Consider the following 23,420-nt stretch of genomic DNA (forward strand, 5'->3'; position numbering starts at 1 on the left):
AGTTTGGTCAACGCACAAAATTAGTCGTTGTTGAGGAACGAACCGCCAAAGCTTCCAGCCATTTCTGATTCGAGTTATGTATGAGGTTAGGCGCAAACAACTTGATTAGACGTGGAACAATTCCACGCAGAGTTTCTTCACTCAAAACGCGACAGCCGTTGGGGGTTGGCGTGATGAGCCAACTGTGATAGGCGTGCAGTCCCGTTGCTCTCCCATCCCAGGCAATCCGTTGATCTGGCACGAATTCTTTCACGGTAGATGCGCTCGTCACTCCGCCAGTTTTCCAAGTGAAAGTCACGTCCTGAGACAGTTTGCGGGAACCGTCCTGGATGCGAACATTCAATATAGCGGGCTGCCAGGTCTGCCAATCAGCAGCGGTAATGAGATGATCCCAAACCTCCGCAGGTGAGGCTGAAATTTCTATTGTGTTGACAACGTGAACTGGGCAGCGGCTCGGATCGTACTCTGCTGGAAAACGAATCGACTCTGTGTTCATCATGTCTCCTCCGGTTTTATGCCTGAATTCTTGGTATGGTCGCGTCTGCTTCATGTCACTTCAAAGAGTGGATTAACGGGTTGAACTTCCCTAGCGGTTACGATCGGTTTCAGCACGAAATCAAATTGAGCAGAGTAGAATGGCTTGTTTTGATTTTGCGCCTCAAGTTCGGGAAGTGATTTGTGCTTTTGCAGTTTGATAATGGTCGATCGCACCGTGAAGGTAGTGTCTGAATCAAGAAGAGGATCACTGTCTATGAAAATTTGAGTCGTCAGCGGCGTGTAGCCAGTCGCACTCAGCTTGAAGTGGATGTGAGCCGCCCGCCAGGTGTGTCGTCCCAACAGGCGCAACACCTCACCGCAGGGTCCATCGTTTGGTATGTTGTATCCACTGGGCACAACCGTTTCAAAGCTGTAGTTGCCGTTCTCGTCCGTATGGAGTTGCCCGCGAAAGTTTCCAGCAGGTTGAGACGGATCGATGATGTCGTACAATCCCTTTGAGTTGGGTTGCCAAACTTCGATCAATGCGTTGGCGATCGCGTGTCCATCCACATCTAACACGCGACCTGAAAGGAATAATGGCTCACCTTCTGCATCAATACCAATGCGATCGCCTAACTTGCGCTGAGGCGAATTGGGCACGTAGAGCGGTCCTTCCAAATTAGCTTCTGTTACATCGCCATTGGAGTCTTTCAGCAATTCCACCAGCATCGAAATGCCGAGCAAATCAGTGAGCATTTGAATCTCCCCATCTGGGATAACTTGCGTGTGGTGGCTACCTCGATTGAGAAAATCACGCCCCTGCTGCAATTCTGGCTCGGTTAAGTTGACTTCTCGAACAAAAGCATGGAGATGCTTCACCAAGCTTGTATAAATTTCGTACAGGCGCGGATGAGTTTTGCCACCGTCACCGTGATCGATTACAGCTTGCGTGATGGTGTCGATCGTAATAGTTTGCATGATTGAATTCCTTTTTCCAGTTGATGTGAATTGCAAATTAGTCACAAGAAGCGTGAACTACTGGCATCTCTCAAGCAATCCTGCCTCCACTGGAAGCCTTCAGCGTAGCCTTTGCGGTAATGCAGAAAAATGCTGAACAATCCATGCTGCAAGGCGGAGAGATGCTTCAGGGAACCCTGTTTCCAGCCGATGCAGTAGAGATTGTATAAAAATCCCATTCGTTGAACATACATGGCACAACTCCAATTGCTGATTTTAGACGTGTGTTGTTATTGAGCGCTCCAGATTAAGCCAGAATGTGTTTGAGGAGTTTATGGGTTACAAACTGCTCAAATGTTGTTGGTGTAATTACTTCAGGTGTTCGTGCAGTCGCATAGATACCATCTGGATCACCAAGGGCACGAAACAGATTCCCTAGCTCTTGTTGGACATCCAATGTCGCCCCATCCAAAGCAAGCTGCTGTTGAATCGATTCAACTGTGATTTGGATATAGTCAATTGAACGATGCAGGACTCGCGACAGAATGGCAGTGACTTCAGAGAGTGTTAGATTTTCTGGTCCCATGAGATTCCGAGTCCATTGTCCTGCCCAGCGATCGTCCAATAAATATCTGGCGGCTTCATCTCCAATATCATCGGTACTAATCCAGGGAATATCATGGTCATCCGCGTAGGGAAAATAGACGGTGTTGTCCTGCTGGATGACCTTGATTTCTCCTAGAAAATTCTCCATGAAATAACCAGGACGTAGATGCAGCACATTCGAGCCAGTTTGGTTGAAAATTGTTTCAACAGTTCCGGCAAACGTTACAGTGCCGAGATCTGTACCTGAGCCTGCACCCACACTAGAAATGTTAATCACTCGCTGAATGCGGTTTTCCTGCACAGCTCTAGCTGCAATCATCGCAGTCTGACGATACCAGTCGCGTAAGCTAGGGGCATCTAGTTTCGGTGGAGTCAGCCAGAACAAAGCATCTGCATTCTGTGTTGCCTCAATCAACCCTTGCGGATCATCACTGCTGACAGGTTGGACTGTAGCACCTTGAGCTGCTAAATCAGCTAACTTCTCTGGCTGTCGGGTTAGAAGAATCGTTTCGGCTCCAGACTGCACAACTTTCTCTGCGGTACGTCGTCCAATATTGCCAGAGGCAGCAGCGATCACAATCTTCATACTGTTTCGTTTCCTTGCGCTACATTTTAGCGAGAGCCTAGAGCCAATCTTAGGTGTTTGCCCATCGCTCACTCACAATCCTTGGGTTCCAATATTCTCGGTAATGAACGATAAGACCATTCCTTGTTTCCAGTCGCATCACATACTCTTGTTGATAGGGAATACCTGTGGCGGCGATGACCGCTTCCCCCTGAACCTCAGCCCATAGAATATTTGAGTCTGTTGTTGGATAGACCCGAATATTGGTAAACCTCAAGTCTTGCAACTTCGCTACTGCATTTTTGAGGTAGTTGTATATCACTTCTTTACCTTCTAATCGTTTGGGTGTATCGAAAGCGTATGGATATTCAACGACTGCATCTTCGGTATACAGGTTCATCAAGGCTTGAACATCTTTAACGATCAGCGATAAAAAAGAGGTAAAGACCTGAGTAACTGTCTGTTTTGCTTGATCTGATACGGGTTGCATAAAATTCTCCTTGTTGTATCTCATTTGAGTTTAGTGAGTTTTATTGCTTCACTTCTTTCAGATTCTTACAACGCTTCATCAGATTCTGATGAGATTAACGAACTTACTTGGGTATTATTTCCCGTCAAAACCATCTGTACCCCCCTAGATGGAGTAAACGTTACCCCGCGACGCTGGGGATATTCAGGAGATTGATCGATCAGTGCGAATCGATAATGGGAAAGCAGAGTTGCAACGACTAATTTCATCTCAAATTGGGCTAATGCTTCCCCAATGCAACGGCGCGCACCACCGCCAAAGGGCAAGAATTCGTAAGCAGAAAACTGCCGTTCTAAAAAGCGCTCTGGCTTAAACAATTTAGGGTCTGGATACAGATCGGGGCGATGATGAGTCAGATAAACACAACCATACACTCTCGTTCCAGGTTCAAGTTGATACCCCATCAGCTCTACAGGCTCTTTAACCTCCCTGGGAAAGGTGAGCGTCGCAACAGGGAAAAGACGCAGAGATTCATTACAAACAGCAGTGAGATAAGGCAATTGCGCTACAGTGACTGGATCTGGAGCCTTACCGAGCTGATTCAGTTCTTCATATAGCTTTTCGTTCACTTGAGGATGGCGATGAATCCAGTACAGTGCCCAGGCGATCGCCGTTGCAGTGGTTTCATAACCCGCTAATAGAAGGGTCAGTAACTCATCATGCAATTCCACATCACTCATGGGTTGATCCATTTCATCACGGGCTGACATCAACAAACTCAAAATGTCTGAACCCATCTGATGCTGATGATGACGAGCAGAAATTTCAGCATAAATGATTTCCCCAATCTGTCGTTTCAGATGCTGCAAGTACCCCCAGGGACTGCGGGTTCCCCAATCCTTTTGCAAGGATGGAAAGAACAGTAAACCACCAATCAAAGGAGATTGCAGTGAATCTGTGAACCGAACAATCAGTGACTTGAGACGATGGAATCGTTCCTCTTGATCAATGCCAAAAACGACCTTGAGGATCACGGCTAAAGAGATTTCCTGCGCCAACTGACGAGCAGAAAACTGCGTATTGATTGATCGCGAACTCATCGCTTTGTCAACCAATTCACAAATCAAGTCTCCATAGCTTCGCATTCGTTCTCCGTGAAAGGTCGGCATCAACAACCGCCGTTCCCGACGATGACGGACACCTTCGAGCGCAAAAAGGGAGTGATCTCCAGTCAGTGGTTGAAGCAGTGAATTTGGCGGCGTAATCAATTGCCTGGTGTCATTCGAGAAAATGAACTGGAGCACCTGGGGATTGCTGACGAATACCACAACCGGGTGGTTGCCAATCACAGGGGCATTAAAAATTTCTCCGCACTGTTGGGCAGCCGCCTCCATGTAGGCGATCGCATCTCGTGTGTACAGGATTTTTTGCAGCCAGCGAGGTGCTTGTGAACCAGCAGGAACGTTAGTTTTTGGAATCATAGGTCTAAGTCGGCTGGTGAAAATTATTGTTAATGAGACAAAAGTGACTGTGAGTTCAAGCGATCAATCTTTTGCTCCAGTACTGTAATCTTTTGCTCTAGCTTTTGATAGTTTTCTGTATTGATCTGAGCAATGTAAATGGCTGTTCCGGCTTGACTGGCAAATCGTTTGAACATCCAAAGCTCATTTAAAGAATACTCTCGCCCCTTCTGCATTGGTCCTAATGCCAGCACTCCCATGAATTTTGGCTCTTTGGTTTGTCGCAGTATGAGCGGAACCAGCAGCGGAAAGACGTGATTATCGGGTTGCTTGACCACCATACCTTGACGCACTTGATTGAATGCTGGTGCATCACAGGCAAACGACTCAATCATTTCTGGTTCTACATCGCCCACACTAATAAAGTGTGATGGTTGGTTTTCGTTACATAGAAAGATGACTCCATAGCTGATGTCAAACAATTCCAAAATTCGACTGATCAAGATTTCCTCTAATTCTGACGAACTGACTGTGGCGCGTGCTTCCGGTAAAATCTCCACAAAATCTCGACTAAGATTCACCTTGTTGGGATAGAAGTAGGTATTGACAAAGGTTTCCAGATATTTACGGGTTGCACCAAACGCTAAGCCTACGACTAAGACGGCAAAACCCGTTGCAATCGGAGTTGCACTGGAACCTAGAAACTCAGCAAACAATCCTTCCAACAGTTTGGCAAGGGTTGCCCAAATTGCCGCCAGAACAGTTGTCAATAGCCCATAAATCACAGTTTGATTAATGATGAAATCAATTTCCCACAAGCCAAAGTGCAGAATTGAAAATCCGATCGACAGCGGTATCAGCAATTGCGACACGATAAAGAACGGGTGATGCAATAGTAAAATCAACCAATCCGGACCAGGTTGTAGCGATGGAAAGAAATACCAGGCAATGTGGGTAACAAAGTCACCGAGAACGGCAATGGTTAAACCAAAGACAACCCATTTTGTTTGTTGCCGCTGGGTAGGTTCAGTCAAACGAAAATAGCGATAGAGTTGAGCAACAACGGCTGTAGATAGCCAGCCAGCCAGAACTACAAACGGGAATGGATGAGGCAACTGATAAGGATCTAACTGGTAGAAAAAGGGACAGAGCAGTGACCATGCTACCAGAGCGATCGCACCGATTCGAGTCCAGCCCAGGGCAAACCGACCATCGGGAAAGACGTAGAAAAAGATGATGAATGATGCCAGACCGACTGACCGTAGCAGCTTCAGGGGTAGATCTAGCGCACCTTGCTGCGCCACTAATGCATGCAGTGGTGGGGGAACGCTGACTCCAAATAGCATCAATGCGATCGCCGCCAAAATCGTCATCCAGGTGGCAGAACCACGCAGGGCAATCATTCCACCCGTCACGGCAAATGCCAGCGCTAATAGGCTTTCCAGCAGCAGAAAGTATAGGATGTAGAAGTTGTCCGAAAGACCTGCTTTGACCAGGTAAGGATGATAATAGGTATCTGCCATGTACTGGAGTTGCTCAAAGCGGATCGTGATCGTTGCTATCCCGGAAATTAAACTAATCCCCAGAATAAAGAAGGCAACCCACCGCATGGGCAGGCGAATCATTAAGTAGTTATGTGGTTGGGTTTCAGGACTATTCATCTCTTCTTCCTTTCTCTACCTGAAGTTGCAGCGGACTGAAGGAACTCTGGTTGTCTTGGATGAGAAACGGCAGAGGGGATGCAATTTTTGACGAGATTGTTGGTACAATAGCAGACAGATTAAACATCGATCGCCGAGTATTCCGAGAGAATTTGCTGGTACTTTGCACTCACTTTCGGCAAATCGTAGGTGGGAGCAATGGTCTCCACTCTCAGCGCCTTAAGTTGCCCCATACATTCACTGGTTGTAGTCAATCGCTCAGCCGTTTGTAGTCTTGAAGTCACCGTCACACCTGCGGAGCATATCGCTGCAAGCATATAGACTGGCTTCCAGTTCTTAGCATTGCCGATCGTTCCTGCCATCCCTGCCAGGAGCGTGGACAACCCAGCGAGAATAATGTTTGCATTTGTGTACCGAGCGTTTTTGCGTTTGAGTCTTTTCTTTTGTGCTTGTGCTTTTTCAAAGCTGCTAGAAATCTGCGATCGCATGACATCAAATTGTGTCTCTGTAACAGATGAGTGTGTATCCATTGGTCTTTCCCCAAGAACAGATTCAGAAGTGTAGTTGTTTGTTTTGTACCAATTGAGTTTGCTTATGCAGCAACATTGGGTAAAGCTCCAGGCGGTCCCAAAATCTCGTCGCCGATCTCGTTGGAAATACGTTCAGCGAGAGCCATATCGGGTACTCCATTCGCATCCTGTGTTCCTACCGCTGCAATCAGTCGCGCAAAGCTACTCGGAGAAGTGACCATTAATCCACGAGCAGGTTTTTCACCCACTACACCCACAACGTGAACTGTCCCAGCAGGAATCAGAAAACTTTCACCTGCGTTCAGCACAACCTTGTTTTCATCCGCCCAAACTGTGAATTCTCCTTCAGTCACGTAGAGTTGTTCAGAATAGCGGGTGTGGCGATGGAGAGGCGTTTGGGTATTCGGGGGAAAGTAGCCTTCGATCAGATCGTATTTGCCTTCAGTTGCCGTGTGATCTGCAAGGATCGTGAGGCGAGAGCCAAATAGCCAGAAAGAATTGGACATGAAAATACTCCGATTGATCAATGAGTTGTGTCATTACTGGTTAATCACGCCAGCGATAAGTCTACAAGCATCAGAGAAGTTGCTTTAGAAGCATTCCTCAGATGCTTAACCACTCTGTTTGGTAATCCACAGTAGACGGCATCACTGGGTCATAGACATGGAACGGGTCACCATTTGCGGCGATCGTGGTCTTGTCATGTGCTACATGTCCGTAGAAGAGCGGTTTGGAACTGAGGCAGGTATCCGGCTCTAAATCTAGCCGCAGCACTTCTCCCTGTCCAGCCACAAAGCCTTTGTTGGAAATGTAAATGTCCCTGTCAGCACCAATTTCCAAGCCCGTGGGATTAATTAACTCATCCGCTACGATCGCCGTGCGAGTTTGACCATCAGGAGACACATAGATCAATGCTCCTGCATCACCTTCATTCAAAAGTCCATTTGCATCATATTCCAGCACATACAGACCGCCAGCAGCGTCAAAGGCGATATCTGTAATATTCGTAAAACCGTCTGCATAGACTTCTGGTTGACCTACTTCATTGATGCGATACACCTGTGCCGCTCCTGCTTGAAACGGAAACCCAGTCAATTCACTCACGTAGAGCGCACCATCCGGTCCAACGGCAACTGAGGTAGGAACAGACTGCTGTAGTACTGCTTCACCCGTGAGCCGATTCGTTGCATCACGAACTGGAAAGACGGCTTCTAGAATCGGTTTACCGCTGAAGGCACGCTGACTGAGCAAATCATTTGCACCTGCATCAACCACATAGGCTGTATTATCGTTAATCAGCAGATCATAGAGGTTGGTATCGACATTTTGCCCGTCGGGATTGTTCGCTTGCTCATATGCGCCAAAATCGCTCAACCTTGTCCAGGAACCACCGTTTTCAAAACTATCGATCGCAATCAACTGGCTAAAATCAGGCATTTTTAATATGCCATCTCGATTAGATGGATTGCTGGCGAGACCCACAATCACATAGGCGTTTCCATCCGCATCAAATTCAATGTCACTAACACCTGCTGCATCTGAGCCATCGGCTAATGCCAGTGAGGGTAATCCAGTAACGACTCGTTCTGCTACCCCGTCTTGAATGCGAGTAATTGCCCCCGTTGCCCCATAGAACACTGATGCGCCCGGTACACTGGGAGACGGAATACTAGCCCCGATTCCGCCCCGTCCGGCTTCAGCAACATAGAGCGCCCCATCCGATCCAAAGCTGAGTTTGCGGGGACTATCTAAACCTGATGCCAAGACCTCAACGTTCGATACTTGCAGTGTTCTTACGAGTTCAGACATTTCTTTCTCCTTTGAATTGATTTAGGAATTGATTTGGAGTTTTGGCGCGTTAATTAGGTGTCATTCTTATTAATCACGCCAGCGATAATCTACTGGTATCCAGGTATAACCTTGACCCTCTGCCCGGATGTGCCCTACTCCTGGAAAAGGTAGATGTGCTGCTGCAACTAAGCGACGTGATTGTTCTGCACGGGCAAATTGGTTTACTCGTTGCACTGATGCAGCATTAGAATCGACATCGTAGATCACGGTGATTCTGGGATTCGGAAATTGAATCGAGCCAAAGTGAAGAATATCGCCCCAAAATTCAATGCTCTCGCCCTTACTTTCAACAACATAGAAATTGTGTCCCGGTGTGTGCCCAGGCGTAGGACGCGCTGTGATTCCGGGTAAGATAGCGGTTTCTCCAGACAACAATTTCAGCTTGCCTGCATCCCGGTAAGGTTTGATGGTTTTGGCGGCTTCGTCGAAAAATCTGCGCTCAAGGTGCGATCGTTCTGCATTCGCAGGATTGAGCCATAAATCGACATCAGGCTTACCCGCATAAACTGTGGCGGTCGGAAACATGAGTCGCCCATTTTCGACCAAACCACCACTGTGATCCGTATGAACGTGAGTAATGAGAATCAAGTCAATGTCATCGGGTGCATAGCCTGCTGTCTTCAACGAGCCTTGCAGTTTGCCGCCTAGCCCTGGACCAAACAGTTGTCCTGCCCCAGTATCCACCAACACCTGTTTCTCTCCGGTATCGACCAGAAATGCATTAATGGAGGCTTCAACAGGATTTGCAAGAAAGCTGCGATCGAGGAGTTGCTTGATCTCTGCCGAGTTTGTGTTCGTTAGAATCTTGTGGAGATCTTGCGGTACTGTACCATCGCTCAATGCTGTAATCGTGAATTCGCCTAACCTAAACGAGTAGACACCGGAGACTTGAGCTTTTGTCGTTTTATCTGTAGCAATCCCTGAAGAAGTACACGAGGTTGCAACAATCAATACTGTGGTTATAGCAGCCAAAATTGCTTTGAAGAACATGTGAATGTATTTTGGAATTTGTAGTTCATTGAAACAGACTCTTCACTGCTGCATCTATGCCGCCGCCCGTTGCTTGCACGGGTTCGATATACAAACGTGCCCACTTAATTTGATCTGCTTCTATGCCTAAAATGGATACCCCACGCATATCAAGCGGTACACCATTGTGACGGGTACCAAAATAACGCCATTCGCTCCAGGCAGTATCACCCACAACTGCCGAGCGGAGCACCTCTGTGCAAAAGTCCGGGACATCCTGGAAGATGACAGACCAATTCTTAAGCACCTGCTCAGATCCCTGGAAGGCTCGATCGGGATGGAGGGGTTGCTCACCCTGAAAGTCGGGTGTAAAACAGGTTGAAAGCGCTTCCAGATCATGAGCGTTTAGTGCTTGTTGCAGTCGCTCCGTAACAATGCTTTGACTAGATTTCATGATGACTCCTTTATTTAGTGCAAGAGATTTGATCAAATGAAACGTACTCGGTCTTGGTGTCCATAGCGATCACAAAAAGATATCAATCCTGATACAGGTTGCATGGAACTCTCCTTATTGCATCTAAGTTGATGTTAGTGAGTTCAATGCTTTACTTCTTTCAGATTCTTACGACAATAGATGGACCGTTGTGATGAGCAAGCTTGTTCTTTAAGACAGTTCAACAGCAAAAGAATGATAAAAGTATTTACTTCGACTTCAATTTCTCCCAAGCTCGAATGACCTGCTGGAGCGCTCTAGGAAGATTTTTCTTCTCTAAATCAATGTACTGAACCGTCGCTCCAGTTGTTTGCAGCGTTGTGGTTGGATAGTCGGCAGATGCTGTACTTGTGAGGTATCTCAAACCGTTCAAATTTTGAAATCGCTGTCTTTCGAGCAACTGTTGGAACTGTTTGACCTCTGCCTGAGAAAGACGCTTCACCACAATTGGACGCGATCGAATATTGGGAGCGATGATGAACTGAGTGATTGCACCATCACTCGTCAACGTCATCTGAGTTTCTTTGCCAGACAAATCGCCACTGACGACTGACCGGAACACAATTTCGGACTCGATCGGCGGTTTGTTCTGCTCTGGAACAAACGAAGGGATTAATCCACCTCGACTCCTGCTTGCAGTGGGATTTTGCACAATGCGATTTCCATCTCGATCGAGGTGATACACCCAACTGCCATTTCTGCCCGTCACGATCGTCTGCCAGCCAGAAATAGCAATTTGGGTGCAAGCAGTTCCTGGGGTGAAGATCCCCAAACATCCATCCCAAACGGCTGGTCTAACTGCTGCAATTTTTAGTTCCGTTGCTGGAATCCTCACATCCTCAGAAACCTTGTTCAGGAGTCGCTGGTCTACTTCTTTTGGCAAAGTTGTCTCATCCGATTCAGGTTCTAATCGGATTGAGGTTCCAGTTACATTTGTACGATAAAACCAGCTTTGTTGCTGATTCGTCACTTCAACACGCCAACCCGGAACGACTACTTGAAGACAGGATTCGGCTGAACCACCCAACCCAAAACAGCTATCTCTCCAGGTTTGCCGAGTGAAGCGAGCGATCGTCAAGCTTTGAATTGGAACATTGGGACGCTGCGAGAGATCCCGCCGCACGGCTTGTCTCACCGATGCTGGTAAGCGCGGTGTTCTGTTGATCTCCGTTGGAGCAGATGGGGTTGGAATGGATTGTGCGACCGCAGATTCTACAGCAACTCCACTTGTTAGTAACAGCAACCCTACCAATCCTGCTGTTTGAGAGCCGTTGAACATCCATTTAAGTTGTGCCATTGTAATCACCATAACTTGTGTCCTTATGTGCAAGACAAAAAATCAACGTAAACTGTTCTAACAGGAATTCTGATAAAGCTTCGATGACAGCGATCGTTTACAGATTGTTCATGCAAGTTTTCTCCAAATTCTGGTTAGAAAACAGCTTCTTTAGCTAACAACTGAGTGATTGTGATGCCTGGTTGCAGTTTTCCAGCAAACACAGTGCCAACTTTGCCTTCATGGAAGTGATTTAACGCCAGTTGATATCCCTGAGAAGGCAAGGGAATATAACCTGTTTGCTTCACATGGCGATCGGCATTCTTGAGATACGCCTCCACAAATGCCTTAACCTGGGGCTTCTTCTGGGCAGAATTGAGATTGACATAGATGAACAAGGGGCGAGAAAGCGGCTGATACTTGGCAGACTGTACCGTTTTAACAGAAGGCAGAACTGCGCCCTGACCGCTATTGATCGCAAGTGGTTTGAGTTGCTTGGCATCGGCTTGATAATAACCAAACCCAAAGTAAGCGATCGCATTTGGATCACGGATGACATTCTGAGCTAAATCATTCGCCTCTTTACTAGCGCTGTAGTCTTTGCGACTAGCACCACCTGAGCCGTTCACGATTTGAGTAAAGTAATCAAATGTGCCGGAGTTTTGACCAGGAGCATAAAGGGCAATGGGGCGATCGGGGTAGGAACTGCGAATCTGCCGCCAATTGGTAATTTTTTCTTCAGCATCAGGTTCCCACAGCTTTCTGAGTTCTGCGCTCGTCATATCTTTTGCCCAGGTATTTTGAGGATTGACGACAACGGTGATCGCATCGAAAGCAATGGGAATCTCCAAATAAGCAACCTTTGTTTGTTTGCAAGCATCCATCTCTTGAATGAGAATTGGACGAGAAGCATTGTTAATGTCAGTCTCACCTGAACAGAACTTCTTGAATCCGCCGCCAGTTCCAGAAGTATTGATGCTGACCTCTGTTTGTTTTGAATGGCTAGCTTTGAACTCATCCGCAGCTAATTGAGTAATCGGTGCAACCGTGCTAGAGCCATCAACTCTGATCGGATCGGTTTTCTGAGTCACCATTTGAGAATTCGCGGCACAGCTTGTGACCAAAGCTGAAGCGACCAGCGTTGAGGCTGGTTTAAGTAACGTTGCTTTCATTGTTGTAAATTCCTTGAATGAATTGATCAGATGCGTCTCAATCTAGCGATCGCATTGCTTATCCACATTGGATCACGATCAACTCGTTGAGACAGCAGTGGGTTTGATATTCTGGTTGAGATGGAACAGATTGGTCGGGTCATACTGGTTCTTAAGTGCGACCAGCCTTGCATAGGTATCAGGCGGGTAAGCCTCACGAATCCGTTGTTCTCCCTCATTCGCCAGAAAGCTCGCATAGACTCCGTTGGCGTAGGGAGAGAGCGCCTGAAAGACATGCTGGGTGCGGGCAGCGAGACTATTGGCATCAACCGATAGCGGCGCGAAATGCGTGACCAACACCACGCCCTGTTTATCGCGGTGAGCAAAGGCAGTCGCATCGGGTGCAACTCGGCTCATCGCGCCACCGAGAACCCGCAGTGACACCACTGTTTCAGGCGACAGAATGGATTGAGTTGCTTGCACCAATGTCTGCAACATTTCATCTGAGAACGTCTCGAAGAACTGCGATCGCCCATGATGCTGCAATCCAGGTACTTCACCGACTGCGGTGAGCGCAAAGATATCTGAATAGGGCATTGGCGCAATCAGGTCAGCGATCGGAGTCGCCAACTGACGCAGGGGAGCCACTACCCGCTCACCCTCGCTAAGGTCGCCTGTGTAGCAAACTAGAATGCCGACGATCGGGGTTCCCTGTTTGTCGGGTGGGATAAAGGGAGCAGGGGGAGCAAGCGCAAGCATCGCCTCGGTCGAGAGTTGATCTGGGGCTGCCGCTGCTACACGGGCATACTCTTTCAGGATGCGCTCCGCCTCCGTTGCTTCGTAAAAGACAGCACCGCCCAGAATCGTCCCGCCGGGGTGTAGGTTGACCTCAAAGGCAGTCGCAACACCAAAGTTGCCCCCACCCCCGCGCAGTCCCCAAAATAGTTCCGGATTTTCCTCAGCACTGGCTCGCCGAAGTTGTCCATCTGCCGTCACCAGTTCCACCGATCGCAGATTGTCGATCGTCAGACCGTAGGCACGTACCATCCAACCAATGCCGCCGCCGAGGAGCAAACCCCCAACGCCCACGCTGGCAACATCGCCCGCAGTCATTGCCAGTCCAAAAGGCTGGAGGGCGTTCGCGACCTCACCCCAGGTAAGTCCGGGTTCTAAACGAGCCGTGCGACGGCTTGGGTCTACTGTAATCGTTTTCATGCTGGAGAGGTCGATAACTAAACCACCGTCATTCGTGCCATGTCCCGGTATACTATGTCCTCCACTCCGCACCGAGAGCGTCATCCTATGCTCACGAGCAAAATTGACCGCAGTTTTGACATCTTCGACATCCATACAGCACCCGATCGCAGCTGGATAGTGATTAAATGCACCGTTCCAAACTTTTCGTTCAGCCTCATAAGCGGGATCTCCTGGCAGGATCAGTTCACCGCGCAGGGTCAAGAACAGTTTCTCAACGGGTGGCTTCTCTGGTGAAGCTACTGTTTGAGATTGTTGATTTTGATCGGACTGAGCAGTCTCTTGATAGTGTTGTGACATGAGTTGTTTCCTTGATTTTTCGAGACGAGGTTAACGAGCTTGTTTCGGTGTCATACCAGTGAACCGCTTAAACTGCTGCGTTAAATGGCTTTGACTGGAGAAGCCAACTTGTAGAGCAATATCTGCGATCGCCCAATTTGTTTTTGACAGCATCACTTCTGCCCGTTTCACTCGCTGTTGAATTACATACTGATGTGGAGAAGTTCCGGTAGCATGTTTGAACAAACTGGCAAAATAAGTCGGGCTAATATGGACAACTAAGGCAATTTGTTCCAGGGACAGATCTCGTTCGCGTAGCGTCGGCTCTGCCGAATCGAGGTGAGTGTGAATATAATCGAGTGCTTGCTGCAACTGCGTGTGAGTTAAGCTTCGTTGTTTCAATGTAATGGTTGACATGGTTGAAATCTCAGCAAGGGTAGACAACAAAACAGGCAAAAGTTAGCCATCCTGTTAGATAGCTTGCTCGTCGTAAAAAAAGAAGTAAAAAACTTAGTGGCTTATAGCGACAATCGCTTCCATCAACTGCGCCTTGTTCCAGCGTTCGGTATAGCGAACTCCATTGATAAACAGTGCTGGAGCAGATGTTACGCCACTGTTTAATCCACTTTTGATATCTTCATTGATGCGATCGACGTGCCTTTGCTTAGATAGGTCTTGCAGCAATGAGGAGATATCGAGTTCTAACCGATCGGCATACTCCACCAGACAACCGTTATCTAGCGCGTGTTGATGGGTGAATAGCATCTTGTGCATCTGCCAAAATTGACCTTGCACTGCTGCGGCTTCTGCCACTTCTGCTGCCTTTCGTGCTTGGGGATAGATTGAATTCTCGATAAAATGACGGAACACGACACATAGCCAATTTTCCTGATGAAATACAGAATCGAAATGGTGTTGAATTGCCTGAATCAAACGATACACTTCCCCACACTGAGGAGATTGATAATTCCCATATTCCACAAGGACGACTGGAGCACTGAGTAATCCCTGGTAGTGGTCGCGTTCTGAGGGGGGAACAAAGAGTTGATTGGCATTGCTATCTTGATTCATCGGACTATTTAGCAAAAAGGATTTCTCATGGCATCAAGGGATCGCCATGACTCAGATTTGTGACTTCTTCTGACTGAAAGGATTGAACCTCACCCTGTTATTGGTATGAATTCATCCTACGAAGTTAGTGCCGCATTGTCGCCAACTCAGAGTTGAGCGTTTGCTGGGATGAAACGGCAATTGCGACCTATCTCTACCGCGAGTCAGCCACCGAACTTAAGTTCAGTTCATAACTCGGTGAGTCCTCGCTTCAACGCTTTAACAACGGCTTGAGTGCGATCACTCACGCCCAATTTGCTCAGAATTCGGTTGATGTGGAATTTGACCGTACTTTCAGTAATATGCAAAGCTGCCCCAATATCCTGATTACCCAAACCGTCTGCCATCAGATGAACGATCTCTTGCTCTCGCTGGGTCAACTCTGGATTCTTCATGCGCTGTACCAGTTTGGCAGCAACTTCAGGCGGAATATATTGTTGCCCGCTGTGAACGATATGAATGGCATTCAGGAGTTCATCTGGTTCAGCATCCTTGAGCAAATAACCTTTGGCTCCGGCGTGTAATCCCCGATAAATATCTTCGTCACCATCGTAGGTCGTTAGCATAATAATGCGGGCATGGGCAAATTCAGCACAGATTGCCACAGTCGCATCAACACCACTCATTTGCGGCATCCGTAAATCCATCAGGGTAACATCGGGCTGGTGTTGTCGATATTGCTCGATCGCGTCCTGCCCGTTACCTGCCTGACCCACCACCGTCATGTCTGGCTCATTTTCAATCATCGCAGCCAGTCCCTGGCGGACAATGGAGTGATCATCAACAATCAAAACGCGGATTGCTACAGACTGGCTCATACGGTTGCCTCCCGCTGCACAGATACGCTTACTTCTGTTCCCTGCCCTGGCTGGCTGTCAATTGAGAGTTGTGCTCCAATATGTTCCGCTCGTTCGCTCATTCCTAGTAAGCCAAATCCCTGGCTTAGAGTTGTGCGGTTGACTTCAAAGCCTTGTCCATTGTCTCTAACTCGCAAGTAGCATTGGGTCGGTTTATAGACTAACTCAATCCGGATCTCGTTCGCCTGGGCATATTTAACCGCGTTCGTAAATGCCTCCTGTCCAATTCTCAGCAGGTTATTCTCAGTGTCAGGAGGTAACGCATAGGGCGCACCACTAATCTCACAAATCAAGCGGGTTTCAGTTGAAGATTGCAGACTGGATACAAATTGCTTCAGTGCCGTCCATAGGTTGCCATCTTCTAGTAACTGGGGACGCAGTGCCGCAACCGATCGTCGAGCTTCTGTTAGCCCGCTCCGAGCCAGATCGCGCACGGTCTGAATATGCGATTGTATGGCGTCTGGGTTCGTTTTTGCTAATCGAGAAATGGCTCCCATGTGAACCAGGACACCTGTAAAGGCTTGTGCAAGAGTGTCGTGAATTTCGCGCGCCATGCGGTTGCGCTCCTCTAAAATTGAGGCGGCTTCTGCTTGCTTAAGAGCCGTAATATCTCGTGACAGCCAAATGACTCGCTCGTGCCGAATCGGGGCAATACGTGCCGAAAACCAGGTTTCTCGTCCATCTATCTGTAGGCTATATTCCACTGTGAGTACTTGTTGGGTTCTCAGCGCTTGCTGAATGTAATGCATGAATGCATCGGCTTGTTCTGCTTCAAAGATCTGATGCAGTGTTTTACCAACCTTCTCCTCAACTGGGCTATACAACTGCCTCGGATTCCCTTCGATTGTTTCGATCACTCGTCCTTCAGCCGTGACAACACACAGCGGATCGGGAATGGCTGAAAAGAGCGCCCGTAGTTCTGCTTCAGAGGCTTGCAACGCTACTTCTGCCTGCTTGCGATCGCTAATGTCCGAAATCACGCCTTCCATACATTCATCGGCAACATTCGGACGAGCAGAGTAAAGTGCCCAAAACAATGTGCCATCTCGTTTTCGCAACTGCACTTCAAAGTTTTGTAGTGTACCATCACGGTTAAGTAATTCGATCGCTCGCTGGCGATCACTGGAATTGACATAACAGTCAACACCATGTAGAAGCCCAATCACCTGATCGGGCGAATCGAAGCCAAATAGATTCGCAAAGCGTTGATTCGCATCGAGAATCAATCCATCCGAGAGGCGAGCGCGGAAGATGCCGACCTGTGAGTTCTCAAAGATGTTGCGAAACTTGGCTTCACTACGCTGTAGGGCTGCCTCCGCCTGTTTGCGCTGGGTGATGTCAGTGCCAACGGATAAAATTTCTACTAACTGCCCCTGTTCATCCAAGATGGCTTGATTTGACCAGGCAACCCAAACTCGTCTACCGTCTCGGCACAGGTTTTCTTTCTCGGTTTGCAGGTAAGATGCAGGATTGTGAAATAATTCGTGGATGAATTGTTCGACACTGCGTTCAGAAGTTTCACTTTCTGGACGGATCGTTTCTAACAGGGTACGCCCTAAAATCTGATGTTCCTCGTAGCCAAAAAATCTCAGCCCGTAATCATTCAAGAATCGAATTCGTCCTTGCGTATCAAAGCGAATAATAATCGAATTTGCTGTCTGTACTAAGTTGCGATAGTTTGCTTCACTTTTTCGTAAAGCTGCTTCTGCCTGCTTGCGTTCGCTAACATCTCGCTGTACTCCAAACTGACCGATGAGCCTGCCCTGGCTGTCATACAGACAGATGTAATACCCCTCAACCCACATTGCAGTCCCATCTAATCTGCGCTCATCCGTTTCGATATGGAGCTTTCCGGCATCAAAGAGATGTCGCCATATCTCTTTTCTATAAGCTAGATCATGAGCAAATGCTTCTTTTGGGGTGATGCCAACAAATTGCTCTCGACTTGCCCGATACTGAGCCAGCATCGCATCGTTGATTTTTGTAATCCGCAGGTGTTCAAAGATGTAATCCAAAACCTGATCTTTATCAACGCTGCTATCCCATTGCACAGGTTGATCCAGCATCATAATGAAAAAACCGTCAAGGGATTGGGCGAAAAACAGATTCAGAAGTTGCTCGCTTTCAAGCAAGGCATCCTCTGTGCGTTTGCGATCGCTAATCTCCTGTTGCAGGGCTTGGGTTCGCTCTTCTACTCTCCTTTCCAGTGTTTCGGCATGGTTTTCTAACTGCTGATACAACCGAGCATTTTCCAGTGAAATTGCTGCCTGAGCAATCAACAGTTTGAGGACTTGCAAGCGATCGCTGGTAAACGCTCCGGTACTAAGATTGTTCTCCAGATAAAAGATGCCGATCATCTGACGTTGCTTGAGAATTGGCATACAGAGGAGCGATCGCGTCTGCTGGTTTTGAATATACGGATCAGTTAAATAAGACGGCTCACTGACTGCATCATCGAACACCAGCGTTTCTTGAGTGCGTTCTACCAGGTGAATGACGGAGATAGGAATCGTTGCACAGTCAGCAACAGCAATCTTGTCCAGGTCGCACTGGTTACTGCCGCCGCATTGAGCCACCACAGTGAGCCGATCGTCTTCTAGAAGCATCAAAGCGCCTGTTTCGGCTCCGGCATTTTCGATTACCACCTGCATCAACGTGGCAATTAATCGGTCGAGATAGATTATTTCTGAGAGCGCTTGAGCCGCTTTCATCACCGCCGCCAAATCGATCGCCTCAGTCGGATGACAGATCGTTTCATCAGTCACGATCGGATTCGATTGCTGAACCAGATTGGAATTGAGGAGTTGTGGATAGCGTTTTTCTAAATCTTCAACCTTAGCGGCTGCGCCCCAGCGATCGTAGCAATAATGCGCCTCTCTCATGTAGGTTTGGGCAATTTTTGACCGACCTCGCGCCAGATAATGGTTAGCCGCTAATTCATAGGCTAATGCTTCTTCTTGAAGATAGTCATTCTCTTTGGCACCTTGAATAGCTCGTTCATAAAACTCCTCAGCCTCAAGAAATTGCCCCAAGACTCGCGCTTTCTCTGCTTCGACTAGATGAAATTTGTGCAGATAATTCATTGGGGCATGAGCTGCCCATTTTTGCAGCTTTTCTTGGTTGGTGCTAACACAACTTAGCCAAGCTACTTTTTCAGAACTTGAAGCCTCAACCCATAGGCTCAAAAGCACCAGAGAATCGTAGAAATAGAATAAAGTTACAACCGTTGTTGCTGTTATCTTTTCTAAATACTGCCTGGCTAAAATAGCAGTTTGTGTAGCTTGATGATATTCTCCGAATAGATAGCACAGTATAACTTTGAATAAATAAAAGTAGTGAATTTCATTTCCGTCTTTAACTGCAATAGCGTGCGCTAACGCTTGCTCTTCATCATACACACTACCCATTAACAGGCTGGGATTCTCAGACCTACCTAACAGATTCAGGATTGTCTGCCACAACATTGCAATCCAATTAGAGGGGTTTTCCCGTCTGATTTGTCTGATTGCTTTGCTGTAGGTTGCCGTTTTTTGTTCCAGTTGGGTGAGTGACTCACCGACAAAAAACGAGTGACAACATACATGATATGCAGCATAGCCAGCGAATTCAAAGTCTCCAGTTTCCACTCCGGTTTGATAAGCCTCAACCAGCATTGGTATTGTTTTTCTAAAATGCACCTTCCACTGCAGGATATGGGCACTCAATACCATTAACGCTTTAGCATTCCCTTTTTTGGTATTCAATTGTTCTACCAAGTTGAGTGCCAATTGACCAAATTTATAACAGAGTTCAATATTTTGAACAACTCTACATAGAACCAGTCCGTAGGTAGCATAACTCAGCGGTGACCAGGTAGCATTGCCGTAGTTGATTGATAAACTGACCATTTTGCACGTAATTAGTATCATCAGTGCTGGTGATACCATCAATGCAGCAGTCCTGATATTCGTCAGGATGTACATCGCTGCCAGTGGTTCTGGTGCGGTCATCTTTGGTAGGTTAATTAAGTCTTCGATTTCTCGTCCAGCTAATAGCGCAGCCGTTGACTCTAATTCTCTTTGAATATCTATCTGACTGGGAGTTGCGATCAAGCTCACTCCTAGAAGATCCAACACTTCTAATCCAGTTTTGATTGCTTCTTGCAGGTTGCCCTGTGACAAATATCCTTGAATTTTGCTGTCGTAAGCCTGCACTTTGTTAACCACTGTCTTCGCATGGTTAAGTACTGCTTCTACGAATTGTTCCATCTCATCAAAGCGACCGTGAAGATACGCCGCTTCCGCTGCTTCTGAGTACAGCGCTAAAGTTAGGTCATACTCACTCTGCCAATCTGGATTGAGGAGTTTAAGCCCTGTCTTGAAATACTGAAGCGCTGCTTCATAAGCCGTTGCTGCCTTGGCTTTCTGACCTGCCATTAAATTCAATCTGGCAAGTTCCGTTCGTTCGGGTTGAGCGGTGACAAGCTCAATTCCCTGGTTGAGATGATCTACGATTTCAAACAGCCGCTCTGACAATTGCTCTGGCGACATTTTTCCCAGTAGATTGCGCCCGATCTGCAAACGAACTACTTCTTTCTGCGACTCATCAATTAAGGCATAAGCCGCTTGTTGGACGCGATCGTGCAAAAACTTATAATCTTGAATCAGCAAATTCTCATCTAGCTCAGAGATCGGTAAGATTAACCCTGTTTGAATCGCGATCGCTAGCTCTAAAAAAAGTTGACGAACGGGTTTTTCACAAATCATTGAGAGCGTATCCAGGTCAAACTCATTGCCAACACAAGCTGCTAACTGTAGTATTTGCTGAACTGATTCTGGTAGTTTGCTTAACTTATTCGTCATCAGCACAACGACATTATCGGTAATATCCATTGTCTGAATTTGTTCGATGTTCCATTGCCAATTGCGGCGATTGATATCAAACGTCAAACAATTCTCTGTGTATAGGTTTTTCAGGAACTCGTTGACAAAGAATGGATTCCCCTCTGTTTTACACAACGCTAGCTCTGCTAGAGAGCGAACAGTATCCATGTTGTGATGCAGCGTTTCAGCAATCAACTGACTCAACGGCTCTAGCGTTAAGGGGGCTAGAACAATCTCCTGAATCACTGCTTCTTGTTTTCGTAGACTCTCCAATGTTAATGACAGCGGATGCGTTGAACTCAGTTCATTCTCGCGATAGGCTCCAATCAAAAATAGAGAGTGAGTTTGTTCGTCTAGCAGCATCAACTCAATTAACTTCAGCGTGGCAGAGTCGATCCACTGCAAATCATCCAAAAACAGCACCAGCGGATGTTCCTTGGAGCAGAACACCCGGATGAACTGCTGAAAAACTCGATTAAAGCGGTTTTGTGCTTCTGTTGCTCCAACTTCCGCTACAGCAGGCTGCTTACCGATGATTAATTCCACCTCCGGGATTACATCAATGATCAGTTGTCCATTACTTCCCACTGCCGCAAGCAGGCGCGATCGCCACTGCTGCACCTGCTCATCAGGCTCACCCAGCAACTGCTGAACTAACTCTCTCAGAGCATCCACGATCGCGCTGTAGGGAATATTGCGTCCAAATTGGTCAAACTTACCAGAAATAAAATAGCCCTGCTTTGCTGTGATCGGTTTGTAGAGTTCCCGCACCAATACTGATTTACCAACGCCTGCATAGCCAGAGACTAGCATCATCTCCACATTGAATTGAGCATTCTCCCTTTCAGCGAGTCGATCAAATGTCTCTAGTAATGCCTCAATCTCCGTTTCTCGTCCATACAGTTTTTGAGGAATGTGGAACTGCTCGGAAATATCTTGCAGACCCAGTTGAATGTTAACAATTTCATCACCTTGAACAAATTGTTGAGCGCAATGCTCTAAATCTGCCTTGATACCCCAAGCGCTCTGATAGCGATCCTCTGCATTTTTTGCCATTAGTTTCAGAATCAGGTCTGAAACAGGTTTGGGAATCGCTGGATTTAACTTATGTGGCGGTACGGGTTGCTTTGCAATATGGCAGTGAACTAGCTCCAGAATGTCTGTCGTTGGGAATGGTAACTGTTCAGTCAGCAATTCGTAGAACGTTATGCCAAGCGAATAAAAATCGGTGCGGTAATCGAGCAAACGGTTCATTCGCCCTGTTTGCTCTGGAGAAAGATAGGCGAGAGTCCCTTCTAACTGATGCGGACTCCTGAAAACGGGGTTCGTGCGGTTAAATCGAGTGGCAATCCCAAAGTCGATGATTTTGACAATACCAGTCTCTAGATTAAGGACAATATTACTAGGGTTAATATCTCTATGAATGAGATTAGCAGCATGGATTTTGCCGAGAGTATCAGTAAGCTTAATTGCTAGTTGAAGGAAATTAGATAGAGGCATTGGGCAGAATGCTTCTGGACACTGCTGCATCCATCTCTCGATCGATTCTCCGCCAAAATCTTCTAAGAGAATTGCGAGTGTGCGTTGATAGTCTTGTTGACTATATGCCTTCACAACCCCTTCTAAATCGAGCGATCGCGTAATCTCATACTCCTGTCGATACCGGGTTAATTCTTGAGGAGAAGGATAGTCTTGCTTCAGCAGTTTGACGACGATGGGGCAATTATCTTGCGCTCTGATTCCCCGATACACCAGAGAGGCTGCACTCTCGTAGATTGGGCTTTGGATCGTCACTCCAGGCAGGGCAACCATTAAACTCTCCCCTCATAGCGTCATCAGCCATTCGGCAAACTATATCAATCCAACGAGATTCTGAAAAGCAAGAGTAGCATTTGCCCTTGTACAAGCAATCATCACACAGGAGTAGTTTCAGGGTGTGAAGTGTTGGAGTTGCTGGAATACACTAGTGCTGTGTCACAGCTCACGCACGCTCATACTCGTAATCGACTCGTTTGGGGTGTTTGGCTGTTGCCGCAATGGGGGTGCGAACCTCCCCTTGCAACTGCACAGGCTGTTCGTCCATGCAAATTACCAGAAAGTTTGGATTGTAAGGTTGAGCATAAATATCCAGCACCTCCTCCATGTGTGCAACGAACTCTCCATCATCAGCCGAGGGAATCGTCCGATACTGAATCTTACGATTGATCATCCCATTTTTTAAGTGTGCGTCGGACTGTCTCATGGCTGATGCTAGCGGTGATGCCCAAGTCAGCAACTTTGCGTGATAATAGCCGCAATGACCAGTTCGCGTACCCTTTTGGGGGTGGCCCCAACCGCAAAGCAATGATCCGAGATTCCTGTTCTCCATCAAGCAGTTCTTCAGGTGGAGACCTCAGGCGAGGGGCACCATTGAGTGTTTCCTCAAAGGACTTCTCAACCAATCGTTGCCGAATATTCTCCACTGTTCTCGTGTGACAACCGAAGGCTTCGGCAATCGCTCATCTATCCAGTTCGCTCCTTTGCCATCTGCTTTGAGCAGGATCTGAGCAAGTCTGACCTTCTGGTTACTGACCTTGAGTTTTTTAATCACTTC

Annotated in this window: 21 protein-coding genes; all 21 read right to left on the reverse strand. The window is 47.3% G+C overall.

Annotated elements, in window-relative coordinates; translation table 11 throughout:
- Positions 1–7: 7 nt before the first annotated feature.
- Positions 8–499, reverse strand: coding sequence for an SRPBCC domain-containing protein (locus AC5JO6_RS18970; protein ID WP_496082621.1), 492 nt, complete (start codon positions 497–499; stop codon positions 8–10).
- 47 nt (positions 500–546) lie between these two features.
- The gene (locus AC5JO6_RS18975) at positions 547–1,455 is read right to left on the reverse strand and encodes a dioxygenase family protein (protein WP_496082622.1); all 909 of its coding nucleotides are present in this window, start codon (positions 1,453–1,455) and stop codon (positions 547–549) included.
- A gap of 41 nt (positions 1,456–1,496) precedes the next feature.
- A complete protein-coding gene (locus tag AC5JO6_RS18980) occupies positions 1,497–1,688 on the reverse strand; it encodes a hypothetical protein (RefSeq protein ID WP_496082623.1) in 192 nt (63 codons plus the stop codon).
- A 53-nt stretch (positions 1,689–1,741) separates the two neighbouring features.
- On the reverse strand, positions 1,742–2,626 hold the full coding sequence (locus AC5JO6_RS18985; protein WP_496082624.1) for an NmrA family NAD(P)-binding protein: 885 nt from the start codon (positions 2,624–2,626) through the stop codon (positions 1,742–1,744).
- A 49-nt stretch (positions 2,627–2,675) separates the two neighbouring features.
- On the reverse strand, positions 2,676–3,095 hold the full coding sequence (locus AC5JO6_RS18990; RefSeq protein WP_496082625.1) for a nuclear transport factor 2 family protein: 420 nt from the start codon (positions 3,093–3,095) through the stop codon (positions 2,676–2,678).
- A gap of 65 nt (positions 3,096–3,160) precedes the next feature.
- On the reverse strand, positions 3,161–4,555 hold the full coding sequence (locus tag AC5JO6_RS18995) for a cytochrome P450 (protein WP_496082626.1): 1,395 nt from the start codon (positions 4,553–4,555) through the stop codon (positions 3,161–3,163).
- Positions 4,556–4,584: 29 nt separating this feature from the next.
- Complete coding sequence (locus tag AC5JO6_RS19000) at positions 4,585–6,195, reverse strand: GAF domain-containing protein (protein WP_496082627.1); 1,611 nt, start codon at positions 6,193–6,195, stop codon at positions 4,585–4,587.
- Positions 6,196–6,314: 119 nt separating this feature from the next.
- The gene (locus AC5JO6_RS19005) at positions 6,315–6,725 is read right to left on the reverse strand and encodes a hypothetical protein (protein ID WP_496082628.1); all 411 of its coding nucleotides are present in this window, start codon (positions 6,723–6,725) and stop codon (positions 6,315–6,317) included.
- A gap of 62 nt (positions 6,726–6,787) precedes the next feature.
- Complete coding sequence (locus tag AC5JO6_RS19010; RefSeq protein WP_496082629.1) at positions 6,788–7,231, reverse strand: cupin domain-containing protein; 444 nt, start codon at positions 7,229–7,231, stop codon at positions 6,788–6,790.
- A gap of 97 nt (positions 7,232–7,328) precedes the next feature.
- Positions 7,329–8,534, reverse strand: coding sequence for a ScyD/ScyE family protein (locus tag AC5JO6_RS19015; RefSeq protein WP_496082630.1), 1,206 nt, complete (start codon positions 8,532–8,534; stop codon positions 7,329–7,331).
- A gap of 69 nt (positions 8,535–8,603) precedes the next feature.
- Positions 8,604–9,416 (reverse strand): MBL fold metallo-hydrolase, encoded by an 813-nt coding sequence (locus AC5JO6_RS19020; RefSeq protein WP_496082631.1) that lies wholly within the window; start codon positions 9,414–9,416, stop codon positions 8,604–8,606.
- Positions 9,417–9,591: 175 nt separating this feature from the next.
- Complete coding sequence (locus AC5JO6_RS19025) at positions 9,592–9,999, reverse strand: nuclear transport factor 2 family protein (RefSeq protein WP_496082632.1); 408 nt, start codon at positions 9,997–9,999, stop codon at positions 9,592–9,594.
- 247 nt (positions 10,000–10,246) lie between these two features.
- Positions 10,247–11,335, reverse strand: coding sequence for a DUF8738 domain-containing protein (locus tag AC5JO6_RS19030; protein ID WP_496082633.1), 1,089 nt, complete (start codon positions 11,333–11,335; stop codon positions 10,247–10,249).
- Positions 11,336–11,469: 134 nt separating this feature from the next.
- Positions 11,470–12,486: a PstS family phosphate ABC transporter substrate-binding protein gene (locus tag AC5JO6_RS19035; protein WP_496082634.1), complete on the reverse strand. Its 1,017-nt coding sequence runs from the start codon at positions 12,484–12,486 to the stop codon at positions 11,470–11,472.
- Positions 12,487–12,564: 78 nt separating this feature from the next.
- Positions 12,565–14,019 (reverse strand): FAD-binding oxidoreductase, encoded by a 1,455-nt coding sequence (locus AC5JO6_RS19040; RefSeq protein ID WP_496082635.1) that lies wholly within the window; start codon positions 14,017–14,019, stop codon positions 12,565–12,567.
- Positions 14,020–14,049: 30 nt separating this feature from the next.
- Positions 14,050–14,415: an AraC family transcriptional regulator gene (locus tag AC5JO6_RS19045; protein ID WP_496082636.1), complete on the reverse strand. Its 366-nt coding sequence runs from the start codon at positions 14,413–14,415 to the stop codon at positions 14,050–14,052.
- 93 nt (positions 14,416–14,508) lie between these two features.
- Positions 14,509–15,069 (reverse strand): DsbA family protein, encoded by a 561-nt coding sequence (locus tag AC5JO6_RS19050; protein WP_496082637.1) that lies wholly within the window; start codon positions 15,067–15,069, stop codon positions 14,509–14,511.
- A 227-nt stretch (positions 15,070–15,296) separates the two neighbouring features.
- Positions 15,297–15,926, reverse strand: a complete 630-nt coding sequence (locus AC5JO6_RS19055; protein WP_496082638.1) for a response regulator — start codon at positions 15,924–15,926, stop codon at positions 15,297–15,299.
- Positions 15,923–22,639: a PAS domain S-box protein gene (locus AC5JO6_RS19060; RefSeq protein ID WP_496082639.1), complete on the reverse strand. Its 6,717-nt coding sequence runs from the start codon at positions 22,637–22,639 to the stop codon at positions 15,923–15,925. The genes AC5JO6_RS19055 and AC5JO6_RS19060 overlap by 4 nt, the downstream gene beginning before the upstream one ends.
- Before the next feature lie 169 nt (positions 22,640–22,808).
- The gene (locus AC5JO6_RS19065; RefSeq protein ID WP_496082820.1) at positions 22,809–23,069 is read right to left on the reverse strand and encodes a hypothetical protein; all 261 of its coding nucleotides are present in this window, start codon (positions 23,067–23,069) and stop codon (positions 22,809–22,811) included.
- Positions 23,023–23,289, reverse strand: a complete 267-nt coding sequence (locus tag AC5JO6_RS19070) for a helix-turn-helix domain-containing protein (protein ID WP_496082640.1) — start codon at positions 23,287–23,289, stop codon at positions 23,023–23,025. Before AC5JO6_RS19070 ends, AC5JO6_RS19065 begins: the two co-directional genes overlap by 47 nt.
- Positions 23,290–23,420 lie beyond the last annotated feature (131 nt).

It is taken from the genome of Tildeniella sp., from assembly GCF_059505325.1.

Coding starts and splice junctions, on each gene's coding strand:
- AC5JO6_RS18975 (WP_496082622.1), bottom strand. CDS start 1,455: ATGCAAACTATTACGATCGACACCATCACGCAAGCTGTAATCGATCAC.
- AC5JO6_RS19030 (WP_496082633.1), bottom strand. CDS start 11,335: ATGGCACAACTTAAATGGATGTTCAACGGCTCTCAAACAGCAGGATTG.
- AC5JO6_RS19010 (WP_496082629.1), bottom strand. CDS start 7,231: ATGTCCAATTCTTTCTGGCTATTTGGCTCTCGCCTCACGATCCTTGCA.
- AC5JO6_RS19015 (WP_496082630.1), bottom strand. CDS start 8,534: ATGTCTGAACTCGTAAGAACACTGCAAGTATCGAACGTTGAGGTCTTG.
- AC5JO6_RS18990 (WP_496082625.1), bottom strand. CDS start 3,095: ATGCAACCCGTATCAGATCAAGCAAAACAGACAGTTACTCAGGTCTTT.
- AC5JO6_RS18980 (WP_496082623.1), bottom strand. CDS start 1,688: ATGTATGTTCAACGAATGGGATTTTTATACAATCTCTACTGCATCGGC.
- AC5JO6_RS19045 (WP_496082636.1), bottom strand. CDS start 14,415: ATGTCAACCATTACATTGAAACAACGAAGCTTAACTCACACGCAGTTG.
- AC5JO6_RS18970 (WP_496082621.1), bottom strand. CDS start 499: ATGATGAACACAGAGTCGATTCGTTTTCCAGCAGAGTACGATCCGAGC.
- AC5JO6_RS19005 (WP_496082628.1), bottom strand. CDS start 6,725: ATGGATACACACTCATCTGTTACAGAGACACAATTTGATGTCATGCGA.
- AC5JO6_RS19050 (WP_496082637.1), bottom strand. CDS start 15,069: ATGAATCAAGATAGCAATGCCAATCAACTCTTTGTTCCCCCCTCAGAA.
- AC5JO6_RS19035 (WP_496082634.1), bottom strand. CDS start 12,486: ATGAAAGCAACGTTACTTAAACCAGCCTCAACGCTGGTCGCTTCAGCT.
- AC5JO6_RS19000 (WP_496082627.1), bottom strand. CDS start 6,195: ATGAATAGTCCTGAAACCCAACCACATAACTACTTAATGATTCGCCTG.
- AC5JO6_RS18985 (WP_496082624.1), bottom strand. CDS start 2,626: ATGAAGATTGTGATCGCTGCTGCCTCTGGCAATATTGGACGACGTACC.
- AC5JO6_RS18995 (WP_496082626.1), bottom strand. CDS start 4,555: ATGATTCCAAAAACTAACGTTCCTGCTGGTTCACAAGCACCTCGCTGG.
- AC5JO6_RS19065 (WP_496082820.1), bottom strand. CDS start 23,069: ATGAGACAGTCCGACGCACACTTAAAAAATGGGATGATCAATCGTAAG.
- AC5JO6_RS19060 (WP_496082639.1), bottom strand. CDS start 22,639: ATGGTTGCCCTGCCTGGAGTGACGATCCAAAGCCCAATCTACGAGAGT.
- AC5JO6_RS19040 (WP_496082635.1), bottom strand. CDS start 14,019: ATGTCACAACACTATCAAGAGACTGCTCAGTCCGATCAAAATCAACAA.
- AC5JO6_RS19055 (WP_496082638.1), bottom strand. CDS start 15,926: ATGAGCCAGTCTGTAGCAATCCGCGTTTTGATTGTTGATGATCACTCC.
- AC5JO6_RS19025 (WP_496082632.1), bottom strand. CDS start 9,999: ATGAAATCTAGTCAAAGCATTGTTACGGAGCGACTGCAACAAGCACTA.